Origin of the sequence: Nocardia lijiangensis NBRC 108240 (assembly GCF_001613045.1) — a bacterium.
In the GTDB taxonomy this organism is placed as follows: domain Bacteria; phylum Actinomycetota; class Actinomycetes; order Mycobacteriales; family Mycobacteriaceae; genus Nocardia; species Nocardia lijiangensis.
This window is the reverse complement of record NZ_BDBP01000140.1, coordinates 1-13,376: the sequence shown is the minus strand read 5'-3', so window position 1 is coordinate 13,376 and position 13,376 is coordinate 1. Positions and strand designations below refer to the sequence as shown.

Genomic DNA, 13,376 nt, shown 5'->3' with positions numbered 1-13,376 from the left:
GGGCGATCCCGCGCGCGTCGAACACCCGCTCGGCGGTCAGCACCCGGCCCGAGGCCAGCGTCACGCGGTGCCTGCCGAGCCGGACGGCGCGATCGGCGACGATCTCGGCCCCGGTGGCCGCGAGCGAGTCGTGCAGTCGCTCGGTGTCGAACACGACATAGGGCCGATCCAGTTCGTGCCGCCGCGCCCCCCACGCCGTCGGGCGTGCCACGGTCGCCGCCGCGAGCGTGGGATCCAGCCACTCGGGCAGTTCGTCGGCCCACGCCGCGTAGGTCGCGCTCCACCGTCGCTCGGGCGACGGATCGACGGCGACTACGGACATGCCTCGGATCACACACCGGTGCGCGAGCGCACGTCCTGCCGGGCCGAGGCCGCAGACGACGACGTCGGCCGTCACAGCGGCGACGCGGGACGGCGGCGCGGCGTGCTCACGGCTCGGCGCATCGGTTGCTGCCCTCCCATCGGCTCGGTGCCGCCGAGCCTAGGGCCTGTCGGCACCGAGCGGCAGCGAAGGCCGTCGCCCTCGGCAGTCCGGCTCAGATGCCTCCGGTGGAGAGCAGTCCGCCGTCGACCCGCACGGTCTCGCCGGTGATCCACGCGGCCTCGTCCGACACCAGGAAAGCGATCAGGCGCGCGACGTCCTCGGGCTCGCCGAGCCGCTTCATCGGGTACACGGCCGCGGCCCGCTCCTCGTCGGCGGAGTAGAGCGCGTCGGCGAACTTGGTCTTGACCACGCCGGGCGCCACCGCGTTCACTCGGATCTTCGGGCCGAGCTGCCAGGCCAGCTCGTCGGTGAGGTGGATGAGCGCGGCCTTGGAGGCGCCGTAGGCGGCGATCACACCGCTGGAACGGATGCCCGCGACGCTCGCGACGTTCACGATCGCGCCGCCGTGGTCGCGCATCCACGCCTTGTAGGCCTCCTGGATGTACCCGAGCGCGGCGACCACGTTGACGTCGAAGATCTTGCGCACGGCGTCCAGGTCCGCGTCCATCAGCGCGCCGTAGATGGGGTTGATGCCGGTGTTGTTGACCAGAATGTCGAGCGAACCGAACTCCGAGACCGCGCGCTGGACCGCGGCGGCGCGGCTGTCCGCGTCACCGGAGTTGCCCGCCAGCGCGACGACCTCGCCCTGATGCCCCAGCGCACGCAGCTCGGCGGCGGCCTGCTCCAGCGGTTCCGGTTTCCGCGCGGTGATCACCACGTTCGCGCCGCGGCGCAGCAGCTCCGCCGCCACGGCCTTGCCGATGCCCCGGCTGGCCCCGCTGACCAGCGCGCTCTTGCCCAACAGATCGGTACTCATGCCACCGCACGCTACCGAAGCAAGGCGAACGGCAGTTACCGCGGTCACACCGGCTTCCTCGGGTGCGGTCACGCTTCGGGGCGCAGGTAAAATCGGTGGCTCTTGTGCGTTTCGGCGCGCACAATCGGGCATCGACAGCCCGCCACCGCCGTACCAGCCCAGCACCACCATCCGTGAGGAGCCCATCTGTGATCACCGCGACCGACCTCGAGGTTCGGGCCGGAGTCCGCACCCTGCTGTCGGCGCCCGGTCCCGCGCTGCGGGTACAGGCCGGTGACCGCATCGGACTGGTCGGGCGCAACGGCGCGGGCAAGACGACCACGCTGCGCATCCTCGCGGGCGAGGGTGAGCCGTACGCCGGAAAGATTCTGCGCTCCAGCGAGATCGGCTATCTGCCGCAGGACCCCAGGGAAGGCAACCTGGACGTGCTCGCGCGCGACCGGGTGCTCTCGGCCCGCGGCCTGGACACGCTGATCCGGGACATGGAGAAGCAGCAGGCGCTGATGGCCGAGGTGGCCGACGAGAAGGAGCGCGAGAAGGCGGTCCGCAAGTACGGCAGGCTCGAGGAGCGGTTCTCGGCGCTCGGCGGGTACGTCGCCGAGAGCGAGGCCGCCCGGATCTGCCACAGCCTCGGGCTGCCCGACCGGGTGCTGGGTCAAGCGCTGCGCACCCTCTCCGGCGGTCAGCGCCGCCGAATCGAGTTGGCGCGCATCCTGTTCTCCGCCTCCGACGGCAGCGGCGGGCGTTCGGATCGCGTCCTGCTGCTCGACGAGCCGACCAACCACCTCGACGCCGACTCGATCACCTGGCTGCGCGGGTTCCTGCAGAACCACGACGGCGGCCTGATCGTGATCAGCCACGATGTCGAGCTGCTCGAAGCGGTGGTCAACAAGGTGTGGTTCCTCGACGCCGTACGCGGCGAGGCCGACGTCTACAACATGGGCTGGAAGAAGTACCTGGACGCCCGCGCCACCGACGAACAGCGCCGCCGCCGCGAGCGCGCCAACGCCGAGAAGAAGGCCTCCGCGCTCAAGGCACAGGCCGCCAAGCTCGGCGCCAAGGCGACGAAAGCCGTTGCGGCACAGAACATGGTCAAGCGCGCCGAGCGGCTGCTCAACGAGCTCGACGACGTGCGCGTCGCCGACAAGGTGGCCAGGATCAAGTTCCCCGAGCCCGCCGCCTGCGGCAAGACGCCGCTGATGGCCGAGAACCTGACCAAGATGTACGGCTCGCTGGAGATCTTCACCGGCGTGGACCTGGCGATCGACCGCGGCAGCCGGGTCGTGGTGCTCGGCCTCAACGGCGCGGGCAAGACCACGCTGCTGCGCCTGCTCGCCGGGGTGGAACAGCCGAGCGCGGGCGGGCTGGTGCCCGGGCACGGTCTGAAGATCGGCTACTTCGCCCAGGAGCACGACACCCTCGACGACGACGCGTCGGTCTGGGAGAACATCCGGCACGCGGCGCCGGACGCGGGCGAGCAGGACCTGCGCGGCCTGCTCGGCGCGTTCATGTTCACCGGTCCACAGCTCGACCAGCCCGCGGGCACCCTGTCCGGCGGCGAGAAGACCCGTCTGGCGCTGGCCGGACTGGTGTCCTCGGCGGCCAACGTGCTGCTGCTCGACGAGCCGACCAACAACCTGGACCCGGTGTCCCGTGAGCAGGTGCTCGACGCCCTGCGCACCTACGCGGGGGCCGTTGTACTGGTCACCCACGACCCGGGCGCCGCGGAGGCGCTGTCCCCGGAGCGGGTCATTCTCCTCCCCGACGGCACCGAAGACCACTGGTCTGCGGAATATTTGGAACTTATTCAGCTTGCGTGAGTTTCATCACAGGAACCCGTTGATCACGGACTGCTGAGTGCTTAGCCTGGAAAGACGCGCTGCTCGGCGACTCGGAGGAAGCCATGAGCGACAGGGCCACACAAAGCAAGGCCGCATTGGGTAAGGGCACACGCGTCACGGGGAAATCGCGTGACCGTCTGCAATCGCAGCTGAAGAAGCAATACGAGGCGGGTGCCAGCATCCGATCGCTGGCGCGGTCGACGGGACGCTCCTACGGCTTCATCCACAACGTGCTGGTGGAGTCGCATGTGCAACTCCGCAGCCGAGGTGGGGCGAACCGCCGTAAGAGCGTAGGCAAGTAGCGCCCGCGCCCGCTCGAATCCGGTGGCTGCGCAGAAACTTTCGCAGCCACCGCGAGGAGATTTTTCGCGCCCGCGTCGTCCGGCGTATCGAAGGATGCCGGCGGGCGGCGTTGCGCGCTGGCCAGGCGTCCGGCCCAGTACCCCGGAACCTCAGTACCCGGAAACCATGCCGTCGCTGTGCACGAGCAGGTTGGACAGGCTGCGGAAGATCGGCAGCCCGGTCTTGATCTCCAGGTAGGCGAACTGCCCCTGTGGATTGACCTCGAGGAAGTAGTACTCGCCGTCCAGCCCCAGGCGCAGGTCGAGCACGCCGAAGCTGAGGCCGAGCGCCCCCATGAGCGTGGCCAGGGATTTGCTCACCGAGGCGGGCAGCTGGTCGCGGGAGAAGTCGACGGAGGTGTCCAGTCGCGAGTCGACCCGGCCGACGCCCGCCTGGGAATCGATGCGCACCGTCCACGCGATGCCGTCCACCCACACCACCCGGAGATCGCATTCGGCCTGGATGTAGTCCTGGAAGGTGGTCGGCGCCGACCGGATGCCCGCCAGCTTGCCGAAGTCGGCGGCGGTTATGATCCTGGTTTCGGCGAACTCCGCGCGCCCCGTGCCGGTGCGCTTGTAAACCACTGGGCCGGGCCGTGATTCGGCGAAGCTGCGGGCCTCGTCCGGATCGTTGGTGATCAGCGTCTCCGGTATCGCGAATCCAGCGCGCTGCGCGGTCTCGAGCTGGACGATCTTGCGCGCCGCGGTGCGGTCGGCGCCGGGATCGTTGATCCAGAACGCCGGGATCGACCACAGCAGACCCTGAATGAACCCGTCGCACTCGGCCTGGCGGAAGGCGTCGTCGGAGGCGCGCACGCCGCCGGGCACCTGGCACGGGTGCGGGCGCCGCCACCACACCGCGCGGACGTCGTCGAGCCCGAACACGTGCGAGAGCGAGCGCGTGGTGCCGAGCCGGTCGAGCCGGAAACTGCCTGACTCGCGCGGGAAATCGCGCAGGTCGAGGTGTATCGGACTGAGTCCGTGCTGTTCTCGCAATGTCGCCGCCATCGCGGTGGCGTGCAGATCATCGGATTCGGACACGATCAGGACCGAGCCTGGGAGCCGGGCCGCCATAAACAGGTCCGCTCAGTCGAGACTGTCGCAGTTGATGCCGTCGTCGCTCGTCGCGAACGATTTCGTCTGGCAGTAGGTGTAGGTCGCCCCGCTGCCTGCCGGATAGTCCACGAGCCGCAGCCGATCGGCCCAGCTGGCCGTGAGTTGTTGCAGCAGTTCGTCACCCAGCGCTTCCGAGGGCGCCGCGGCGATGGTCATCGGGCGGTCGACGAGATCGATGCGCAGCCTGCGGGTGAAGTCGGCGGTGGCGCCGGGGCGGATGTCCACCAGGACCGGCCGTCCGTCGCCCGCGTGGTCGCCGGTGGCGTTGTCGAGCACGCGAAGCACGTCGTCACGGCAGAAGGTCCACGTGCCTTCGGCGACGCGGACGGTGATATCGCGTTCCGACTCGGCCACCAAAAGGCCCTGCAGTGCGGGTACGCGGTCTTCCGTCGACGTGACACCGGGGCGGTGGATTGCGTCGGCCATGGTCTGCTCTCCGATCTGCTCGCGATTTGCCAGGACCCCCGAGCGTGAACTGGATCATAACGCGGAAGGGGGCTGCCACGGCTCGGATCGAAAGATTTCACGGCCGTTGGCAAACCGGATCCGGACACGGAAGGCGCTTGCGCCGAAAGATTTTCGACAGTCCGAAAATAGCCCTACCGCAATCTTTCAGCTACTTCCAATTGGGGGTAGCGGACGAGTATTGCCCAAGATTGGCGGCCATGCCGCCCGCGCTGCGGCGCTACAGGCCGAGCAGATCCGGTCGCTCGGCGAGGGCTCGGAAACGCTCGGCCGGGTCGGCGACCAGCTTGCGCGCGGACAGATCGAGCACGCCGCCGGTCACCGTGACCTCCGCCGAGACGGTGCCGTCGAGCTTGCGGATCTGCTGCCGCATGCGGAAGATCTTGCCCTCCGCCCACTCGAATTTGCAGCTGATCGTCACCTCGTCGCCGCCGCGCAGTTCGCGGAAGTACTTGATGGTGTTCTCCAGGACCACCGGGCCGATGCCGGAGGCGATGAGCTTTTCCTGGGCGACCCCGGCGGCGCGCAGCAGCTCCCAGCGGGCGTGCTCGGCGTACTGCAGGTATACCGCCTGATTCAGGTGGCCCTGGGTGTCGAGTTCGTAACCGCGGACGACGACGGGGACGGAAAAGGTCATGCAACACCGAACCCGTCGCAGTCCGCGGTTGTTCCCGCGTGCGCTGCCGTGTGCGCCACAATCCGGCGCGCCGGCGCATTACTTGCGGCCCGCGGCCCGTTCGGCCCACCACTGCGGGGCGTCCACGAAGTGGTTGTCGAACTCCTCCTGTGACGCGGCCAGGTCGGCGAGTGTCGCCTCGCCCTTGCCGAGGCGGTCGAGCAGGCGGAAGTACTCGAAACGTTCGACGCCCGGCATGAGCGCGATCAGCAGCCGCGCCGGGCTGTCCGGTGACGCCCCGAAGGCGTGCGGCATGAGCTTGGGGACCACGAGCGCGCCGCCCGCGCCCACGGTGACGATCTTGTCGCCTGCCAGCACCTGGAGTTCGCCCTCGGCCACGTAGAACAGCTCGTCGGACTTGGTGTGGTAGTGCGGCGCGGCCCCGTCGGCGCCGCGCGCCATGGTGACTTCCAGGCTGCTGACCGACCCGCCGGTCTCGTTCGCGTCGATCAGCAGGCGGATGCCCACCGTGTCGGTGCCGAGGGTCTCCGCCTCGTGCGGCTGACGGACGGCGAGGTCGCGGTGAGGGAAGGAGGTGGTCACGTCTGCTCCAGTGATTCGGTGATTGATAATTCGCTACCGAACTATATACCGGCGAATAGAATCGTGTCCATGACCGAAACGAAACCGGATCAGGTGGACGCCATCGCCGAGCAGTGGCGGCGCGAACGGCCCGACCTCGACCTGGAGGCAATGGCGATCGTCGGGCGGCTCTGGCGGCTGATGGCCGTGGCGCAGCAGGCGATCGAATCGGTGTTCACCGCGCACGGCCTGCAGCGCGGAGAGTTCGATGTGCTTGCCGCCCTGCGCCGTTCGGGTGCACCCTTCCAGCTGAACCCCTCGGTGCTCGCCGACACGCTGATGCTCTCCCGCGCGGGCATGACCGGACGCCTCGACCGGCTGGAATCGGCAGGCCTGGTGCGTCGTATCGCCGACGCGACCGATCGACGCGCCGTTCGCGTGGCGCTGACCGACGAGGGCCGGGAGTTGGTCGACACCGTGGTGACCGCGCACACCCGCAACGAGACCCGCATCCTCTCGGTGCTCTCCGCGCAGGATCGGCGGGACCTGGACCGCATCGCGCGGCGGCTGCTCGCGAGTCTCGAAGGCAGGGACTGACACTCGGCCGGGCGCGGCGTGGAATCGTCGCGCGAAATCGAGTAGCGCGCTACTCGTGTGCTTGGCGCCGGGCGGCCCTACGGTGTGGCCCTGGCTCCAGAATTCCAGGCGGGCAAGGAGAACCGATGATCGACATCATCACCCTCCGGGGCACCGGCGAGCCCCGGAACGCGAACGGCGTCCCCGCGGGCATGCTGCGCGACGTCACCAAGCTGCTCGATCCGGAGAAGTTCACGGCCTTCGAGCCGAACTGGCCCGCGTCGGTCGGCCCGGCGCCGGATGTGTGGGGTCCCTCGCTGGAGACCTCGGTCCGGCTCGGCGTCGCCGCCGGGGTTCGCGCGATCCAGGATTCGCCCAATGTCTGTGGGCTGCTCAGCTATTCGCTGGGCGGGATCTGCGCGAGCCGCATCCTGGAGGGGGTGCGATCGGGCAAGTACAAGAACGTCGACGGTTCGCCGCTGGAGATCGCGTTCGCGGTCAACATCGCCAACCCGCTGCGCAAAGCGGGCCAGTCCGTGGGCAACCTGTGCCCGCCGTCCACCTACGGACTGCACGGGCAGCGCGGCGCGTGGCCCGCCCTCGACGTCAGGGAATACGCCAACCCCGGCGACATCATCACCTCCTCGCCCGCGGACTCCCCGCTGCGCGTGATCGATGTCGGTATCTCCCCGTTCTCGTTCGTCGAGGGCGCCCGCTTCGGCAACGTGACGCCGCTGATCTTCGACGAACTGCTGCGCTTCCTGTTGCGGAATCCGGTGGCCAACCTGGACCGCTACGCCGAGGCCGTGCAGGGCGTCATCGGCTACCTCACACCGTGGCCCGACGGTCAGCACGTCCGGTACTCCGGCCGTAACATGCCCGGCACGAACGTCCTGTGGACCACGCACGCCGCCGACTACCTCAACGCCACCTACTGACGTCGGCGTCGGGCGGTGTCGCCGGTCAGTCCTTGCGGCGAACCGAGGCTTCGACGAGATCGAGGACCGCGGAGAGGTTCTCGTTGGTGTGGCCGGAGGCGATCCGGGCGATGAGGCCGTCGAGGACGAGGTCGAGGTAGCCGAGCAGGACGTCGGTGGGAACGTCGTCGCGCAGGGCGCCCGCGGCTTTGCGGCGTTCCAGGCGAGCGAGGGTGGCGGCGGTCAGTTCCGCGGAGCGCTGGGTCCAGCCCGCACGGAACTCCGGATCGGTGCGCAGCCGCCGCGCGATCTCCAAACGGGTGCCGAGCCAATTGAATTGCTCGGGGTGGGCGAGCATATCGCGCATCACCTGCACGATGCCCTGATTGGCCGCGACGTCGGCCATCCGCTCGGCGTCCTCTTGCGCGAGCGCGAGGAACAGCGCGTCCTTGTCGCGGAAGTGGTGGAAGATGGCGCCGCGGGACAGCCCGATGGCCTCTTCCAGGCGGCGCACGGTGGCGCCGTCGTACCCGTATTCGGCAAAGCAGCGCCGCGCCCCGTCCAGGATCTGGCTGCGCCGGGCGGCGAGGTGGTCATCGCTGACCTTGGGCATGAGCGTGGCTCCTCCGAAAGGGTGGAACGGCGGGATGCGGAGAGGTCCGCGCACCACAGGGAGCGGTGCGCGGACCTTCCACACGAGCGACGGTCGGGCCGTCACACGACACGCGATCGAACCTCCCCGCGTGTGCGGGGACGCGGATCAGCCGCGAATCATGGGATCATCCCCGCGTGCGCGGGGAACCCACGGCTAGCCGCGAATCATGTTGCGCAGCACGTACTGCAGGATGCCGCCGTTGCGGTAGTAGTCGGCCTCACCGGGGGTGTCGATCCGGACCACCGCGTCGAAGGTGATCTTGTCACCGTTCTCCTTGGTGGCGGTCACCTTCAGGGTCTTCGGAGTCACACCCTCGTTCAGCTTGGTGATGCCCTCGATGTCGAAGACCTCGGTGCCGTCCAGGCCGAGCGACTTGGCGCTCTCACCGGCCGGGAACTGCAGCGGGACGACGCCCATACCGATGAGGTTGGAGCGGTGGATGCGCTCGAACGACTCGGTGATGACGGCCTTCACGCCGAGCAGGCTGGTGCCCTTGGCCGCCCAGTCGCGCGAGGAACCGGAGCCGTACTCCTTGCCGCCGAGCACGACCAGCGGGATGCCCGCGGCCTGGTAGTTCTGCGAGGCGTCGTAGATGAAGGCCTGCGGCCCGCCGTCCTGGGTGAAGTCACGGGTGTAACCGCCCGAGACGTCGTCGAGGAGCTGGTTGCGCAGCCGGATGTTGGCGAAGGTGCCGCGGATCATCACCTCGTGGTTACCGCGACGCGAGCCGAGGGAGTTGTAGTCCTTGCGCTCCACGCCGTGCGAGTCCAGGTACTGCGCGGCCGGGGTGCCGGGCTTGATCGGACCGGCCGGGCTGATGTGGTCGGTGGTGACCGAGTCGCCGAGCAGCGCGAGGACGCGGGCGCCCTTGATGTCGGAGACCGGCGAAGGCTCCATCTCCATGCCGTCGAAGTACGGCGCCTTGCGGACGTAGGTCGAGTTCTCGTCCCACGCGAAGGTGTCGCCCTCCGGAGTGTTCAGGCCCTGCCAGCGCGCGTCGCCCTTGAAGACGTCGGCGTAGGACTTGGTGAACATCTCGCGGTTGATCGAGGATTTGATGGTGTCGTCGATCTCCTGCGGCGACGGCCAGATGTCCTTCAGGAAGACGTCGTTGCCGTCGGTGTCCTGGCCGAGGGCGTCGGTCTCGAAGTCGAAGTCCATCGTGCCCGCGAGCGCGTACGCGATGACCAGCGGCGGGGAGGCCAGGTAGTTCATCTTCACGTCGGGGGAGATGCGGCCCTCGAAGTTGCGGTTACCGGAGAGCACCGCGGTGACCGACAGATCGTTGTCGTTGATCGCCTTGGAGATCTCGTCCGGCAGCGGGCCCGTGTTGCCGATGCAGGTGGTGCAGCCGAAGCCACCCACGTAGAAGCCGAGCTTCTCGAGGTACGGCCACAGGCCGGCCTTCTCGTAGTAGTCGGCGACGACCTGCGAGCCCGGCGCCATGTTGGTCTTCACCCACGGCTTGGAGGACAGGCCCTTCTCGACCGCGTTGCGAGCCAGCAGGGCGGCGCCCAGCATGACCGACGGGTTGGAGGTGTTGGTGCAGGAGGTGATGCCCGCGACCACGACGGCGCCGTGATCGAGCACGAAATCGCCGCGCTCCGGATCGGAGACCTTGACCGGCTTGGACGGGCGGCCGACGTTGCCGTTGGCGGCGGACGGCAGGATCGCGTCGTCGTCGGCGAAGGACAGCACGGCCGGATCGCTGGCCGGGAAGGACTCCTCGACGGCCTCGTCCAGGTGCGAGTGCGGGGTCACGGCGGCGGGGCCGCTCTCGGCGTCGCTGGTGTAGTTGTGGATGTCCTTGCGGAACGCGGTCTTGGACTCCGACAACAGGATTCGGTCCTGCGGACGCTTCGGGCCTGCGATGGACGGCACCACGGTGCTCAGGTCCAGCTCCAGGTACTCCGAGTACGCGGGCTCGTGCTCGGCGTCGTGCCACATGCCCTGTTCCTTGGCGTACGCCTCGACGAGCGCGAGCTGCTCGTCGCTGCGGCCGGTCAGGCGCAGGTAGTTGATGGTCTCCGCGTCGATCGGGAAGATCGCGGCGGTGGAGCCGAACTCGGGGCTCATGTTGCCCAGGGTGGCGCGGTTGGCCAGCGGCACCTCGGCGACGCCCTTGCCGTAGAACTCGACGAACTTGCCGACCACACCGTGCTTGCGCAGCATGTCGGTGACGGTGAGCACGACGTCGGTGGCGGTGACGCCCGGCTTGATCTCACCGGTCAGCTTGAAGCCGACGACGCGCGGGATCAGCATGGAGACCGGCTGGCCGAGCATGGCGGCCTCGGCCTCGATGCCGCCGACGCCCCAGCCCAGCACGCCGAGGCCGTTGACCATGGTGGTGTGCGAGTCGGTGCCGACACAGGTGTCGGGGTAGGCCTGGCCGTTGCGGACCATGACGGTGGGCGCCAGGTACTCGATGTTGACCTGGTGCACGATGCCCATGCCCGGGGGGACGACCTTGAAGTCGTCGAACGCGCCCTGGCCCCAGCGCAGGAACTGGTAGCGCTCGCCGTTGCGCTCGTACTCGAGGTCGACGTTGCGCTCGAGTGCGTCGGCGCGGCCGAAGACGTCGAGGATGACCGAGTGGTCGATGACCATGTCGGCGGGGGAGAGCGGGTTGACCTTGTTCGGGTCGCCGCCGAGGGCGGTGACGGCCTCACGCATGGTGGCGAGGTCGACGACGCAGGGCACGCCGGTGAAGTCCTGCATGATCACGCGCGCCGGGGTGAACTGGATCTCGGTGTCCGGCTGAGCCGACGGATCCCAGTTCGCGATGGCCCGGATGTGGTCGGCGGTGATGTTCGCGCCGTCCTCGGTGCGAAGCAGGTTCTCCGCCAGGACCTTCAGTGCGTACGGGAGTTTCTCGGTGCCAGGCACGGCCGAGAGACGGAAGATCTCGTAGGAGTTGCTTCCGACCTCGAGGGTGCCCTTGGCGCCGAAAGTATCGATACTTGTCGTCACGTCAGCTCCACTCGTCTGTGAGGGTTGGCCACCGGCGGGGCTGTGCCGGCGACTCGAGTCTTTGGAGGGGCTCCTGCGCCTGGGAGAGCGCCGGTTCCTCGCGCCACGACTCTAACAGTACGCTTGTCCTGTGAAGTCCGCGGGGGGCGTCGGTGTGGCGGGTGGCGGCGGGCGAACACTGCGTCGCGTACTGTGCTTTCAGCTAATCGGGGTAGTAGTAGCTCACCCTGCAGTGTTGGATGCCCGTCGCAGCTTTCGCTGATGCGGATCGACAGACCGGATGGAAGATGGCCCCCTCGCACACCTCGGTGTTCTCTCCTATGGCCGCGGAACTGCCGCCCACCATCAACGACAGCGCGTTGCGGACCATGAAGGCCGATATCGCCGACAATCACGTGGCGACGCCGAAGGGGAAGGATCAGGCAGGGCTCGAGGCGGTCGTGACGGACGCGCGATCCCACGGGATCCCGCTCACCATCGTGGTCATCCCCGGGAATCCAGGCCACGACTCCAATCTACGGGACCTGGCCACCGAGATCGGCAAGTCCCAGCACGGCACCGTCGTGGTGCTCAGTGACGACTGGGTCGGCACCCACAGCGATTCCATCAGCCGGGTGACGCTGGAGTGGGCCGAGGACGCCGCCAAGGGCAAGCAGGGCAACTCGGTCGAGGCCGCGCGTATCTTCCTCGGCCGCCTCGAGGAGCCGGCGAGCGTCTCGTGGACCGCGATCACCAGTGTGTTGCTGGCCGGTACCGCGATCACCGTCGCCGGGCTGTACTGGGTGAAATCGCGGCGCGCCGCGCGTGAGTCCGCCGCCGTGGCGGCCGCCGAGCGCGAGGGGCGCGAGGCTCCCATTCGGTAAGAGGTCTCTCTTCCGTCACTTTTCCTAACGGTCGGTTTGTTTCGTTCGCGAACTCCGATCGGTGATCCGGCTAATTTCGAGCAATGCGCAAATTGCGTGCGTGTGATTGTGTTGCTGGAGTTCTCTTGGTGAAAGAAGTGTCGTACGGTTCAAGTGGCTACTGATGGGGAACATGTGTTGTCGAGGGCTACCCGCCGACTACTGAGCTAGATGGGTCGGGCGGGGCTCGTGAGGCGAAGCCGCATTCGAGTCCTTCGGAGGTGCGATGCACGAAAAAGGCCCGACCGGTCGGTCGCGCGGACTATCGGTCGCTCTCGGTTTGCTGGTCTCCGTCACCGTGGCGCTGGCCGCGGGACCCACCGCCGCGGTGCCGCCTGCCCCGCCCAATCCCAGCGACGGTGAGATCGCCGAGGCGGGCGCTCGCGTGGACGCGGGCATCACCGAGGTCGGCGCCCTGATCAACCAGGTCGGCGTGGTGAACCAGCAGCTGCAGGAACTCGACGACGCGGTGGCGCGCAAGCGCGAGGAAGTCAACAAGGCGCTGGTCGATCTGCAGAACGCGCGCGAGGCCGCCGACGCGGCCGCCGCCGTCGTGGTGCAGACCCAGGCCGATCTCTCCGACGCCGGGGCCGAGGTCGGGCGGGCGCGGCAGAACTTCGACGACTTCGCCACCCAGGCCTACACCCGGCCCGGTGCGGACTCGATGGTCACTTACCTGGCGGCAACGACGCCCGGCGCCGCGATCGATCGTTCGCAGCTGCTCGGCCTGGTGACGAAGAACCAGCAGCAGGTGCTCGACGGACTGCGCCGCGCTCAGATCGAACAGGGCAACCGGAATTCCAGTGCACGCCAAGCCAAATCGGAAGCCGACGCGGCCGCCGCGGTGGCCGAGCAGAAGAAGATCGACGCCGAGCGCGCGGTCGCCGCGGCCAAGGCCGAATTCGATCAGCACACCGTGCGGCGCGACAACCTGCTGCGCGAACGCGACACCGCGCAGGGCAGGCTCGACATCGCCCGCACCAACGTCGCCGGATTGCGGAGCCAGCGCGAAGCCTTCCTGTCCTGGGACGAACAGCGCCGCGCCGAGGAGGCCGCTATCCGCGCCGCCGCGGCGGCGGCCGCCGCCCGTGCCA

General features: G+C 68.5%; 14 protein-coding genes. 6 read left to right on the top strand and 8 right to left on the bottom strand.

Annotated elements, in window-relative coordinates:
• Nucleotides 1-397: lycopene cyclase family protein (locus NL1_RS33900; RefSeq protein WP_245673714.1), on the bottom strand; the 397-nt coding region annotated here is incomplete at its 3' end.
• A gap of 139 nt (nucleotides 398-536) precedes the next feature.
• Nucleotides 537-1,301: an SDR family oxidoreductase gene (locus NL1_RS33895; RefSeq protein ID WP_067848502.1), complete on the bottom strand. Its 765-nt coding sequence runs from the start codon at nucleotides 1,299-1,301 to the stop codon at nucleotides 537-539.
• A gap of 188 nt (nucleotides 1,302-1,489) precedes the next feature.
• On the opposite strand from NL1_RS33895, the gene NL1_RS33890 reads away from it, so the two are divergent.
• Together NL1_RS33890 and NL1_RS39830 are read left to right on the top strand one after the other, a co-directional pair.
• The gene (locus tag NL1_RS33890) at nucleotides 1,490-3,121 is read left to right on the top strand and encodes an ABC-F family ATP-binding cassette domain-containing protein (RefSeq protein WP_067848499.1); all 1,632 of its coding nucleotides are present in this window, start codon (nucleotides 1,490-1,492) and stop codon (nucleotides 3,119-3,121) included.
• An 83-nt stretch (nucleotides 3,122-3,204) separates the two neighbouring features.
• Nucleotides 3,205-3,444, top strand: coding sequence for a helix-turn-helix domain-containing protein (locus NL1_RS39830; RefSeq protein WP_084511338.1), 240 nt, complete (start codon nucleotides 3,205-3,207; stop codon nucleotides 3,442-3,444).
• A 150-nt stretch (nucleotides 3,445-3,594) separates the two neighbouring features.
• Here NL1_RS39830 and NL1_RS33885 read toward each other — a convergent pair whose 3' ends face one another.
• From NL1_RS33885 to NL1_RS33870, 4 genes are all read right to left on the bottom strand, one after another.
• Nucleotides 3,595-4,524 carry an MvdC/MvdD family ATP grasp protein gene (locus tag NL1_RS33885; RefSeq protein WP_245673713.1) on the bottom strand — a complete coding sequence of 310 codons (930 nt, stop codon included), beginning with the start codon at nucleotides 4,522-4,524 and terminating at the stop codon, nucleotides 3,595-3,597.
• 45 nt (nucleotides 4,525-4,569) lie between these two features.
• A complete protein-coding gene (locus NL1_RS33880; protein WP_067848494.1) occupies nucleotides 4,570-5,025 on the bottom strand; it encodes a hypothetical protein in 456 nt (151 codons plus the stop codon).
• A gap of 259 nt (nucleotides 5,026-5,284) precedes the next feature.
• Nucleotides 5,285-5,701, bottom strand: a complete 417-nt coding sequence (locus NL1_RS33875) for an acyl-CoA thioesterase (protein WP_067848491.1) — start codon at nucleotides 5,699-5,701, stop codon at nucleotides 5,285-5,287.
• A gap of 78 nt (nucleotides 5,702-5,779) precedes the next feature.
• On the bottom strand, nucleotides 5,780-6,193 hold the full coding sequence (locus NL1_RS33870) for a cupin domain-containing protein (RefSeq protein WP_218024531.1): 414 nt from the start codon (nucleotides 6,191-6,193) through the stop codon (nucleotides 5,780-5,782).
• 159 nt (nucleotides 6,194-6,352) lie between these two features.
• Here NL1_RS33870 and NL1_RS33865 point away from each other — a divergent pair, with 159 nt between their 5' ends.
• Both NL1_RS33865 and NL1_RS33860 read left to right on the top strand, forming a co-directional pair.
• Nucleotides 6,353-6,859 carry a MarR family winged helix-turn-helix transcriptional regulator gene (locus tag NL1_RS33865; RefSeq protein ID WP_067848486.1) on the top strand — a complete coding sequence of 169 codons (507 nt, stop codon included), beginning with the start codon at nucleotides 6,353-6,355 and terminating at the stop codon, nucleotides 6,857-6,859.
• Between the two features lie 125 nt (nucleotides 6,860-6,984).
• Nucleotides 6,985-7,776, top strand: coding sequence for a hypothetical protein (locus NL1_RS33860; protein ID WP_067848483.1), 792 nt, complete (start codon nucleotides 6,985-6,987; stop codon nucleotides 7,774-7,776).
• Nucleotides 7,777-7,801: 25 nt separating this feature from the next.
• Here NL1_RS33860 and NL1_RS33855 read toward each other — a convergent pair whose 3' ends face one another.
• Together NL1_RS33855 and NL1_RS33850 are read right to left on the bottom strand one after the other, a co-directional pair.
• Nucleotides 7,802-8,368 carry a TetR/AcrR family transcriptional regulator gene (locus NL1_RS33855; RefSeq protein ID WP_011210017.1) on the bottom strand — a complete coding sequence of 189 codons (567 nt, stop codon included), beginning with the start codon at nucleotides 8,366-8,368 and terminating at the stop codon, nucleotides 7,802-7,804.
• Nucleotides 8,369-8,563: 195 nt separating this feature from the next.
• A complete protein-coding gene (locus NL1_RS33850) occupies nucleotides 8,564-11,380 on the bottom strand; it encodes an aconitate hydratase (RefSeq protein ID WP_067848480.1) in 2,817 nt (938 codons plus the stop codon).
• Nucleotides 11,381-11,667: 287 nt separating this feature from the next.
• Between NL1_RS33850 and NL1_RS33845 the strand changes: the two genes are divergently transcribed.
• Complete coding sequence (locus NL1_RS33845; protein ID WP_067848478.1) at nucleotides 11,668-12,243, top strand: Rv1476 family membrane protein; 576 nt, start codon at nucleotides 11,668-11,670, stop codon at nucleotides 12,241-12,243.
• 265 nt (nucleotides 12,244-12,508) lie between these two features.
• On the top strand, nucleotides 12,509-13,376 hold an 868-nt coding region (locus NL1_RS33840), incomplete at its 3' end, for a coiled-coil domain-containing protein (protein ID WP_373862615.1).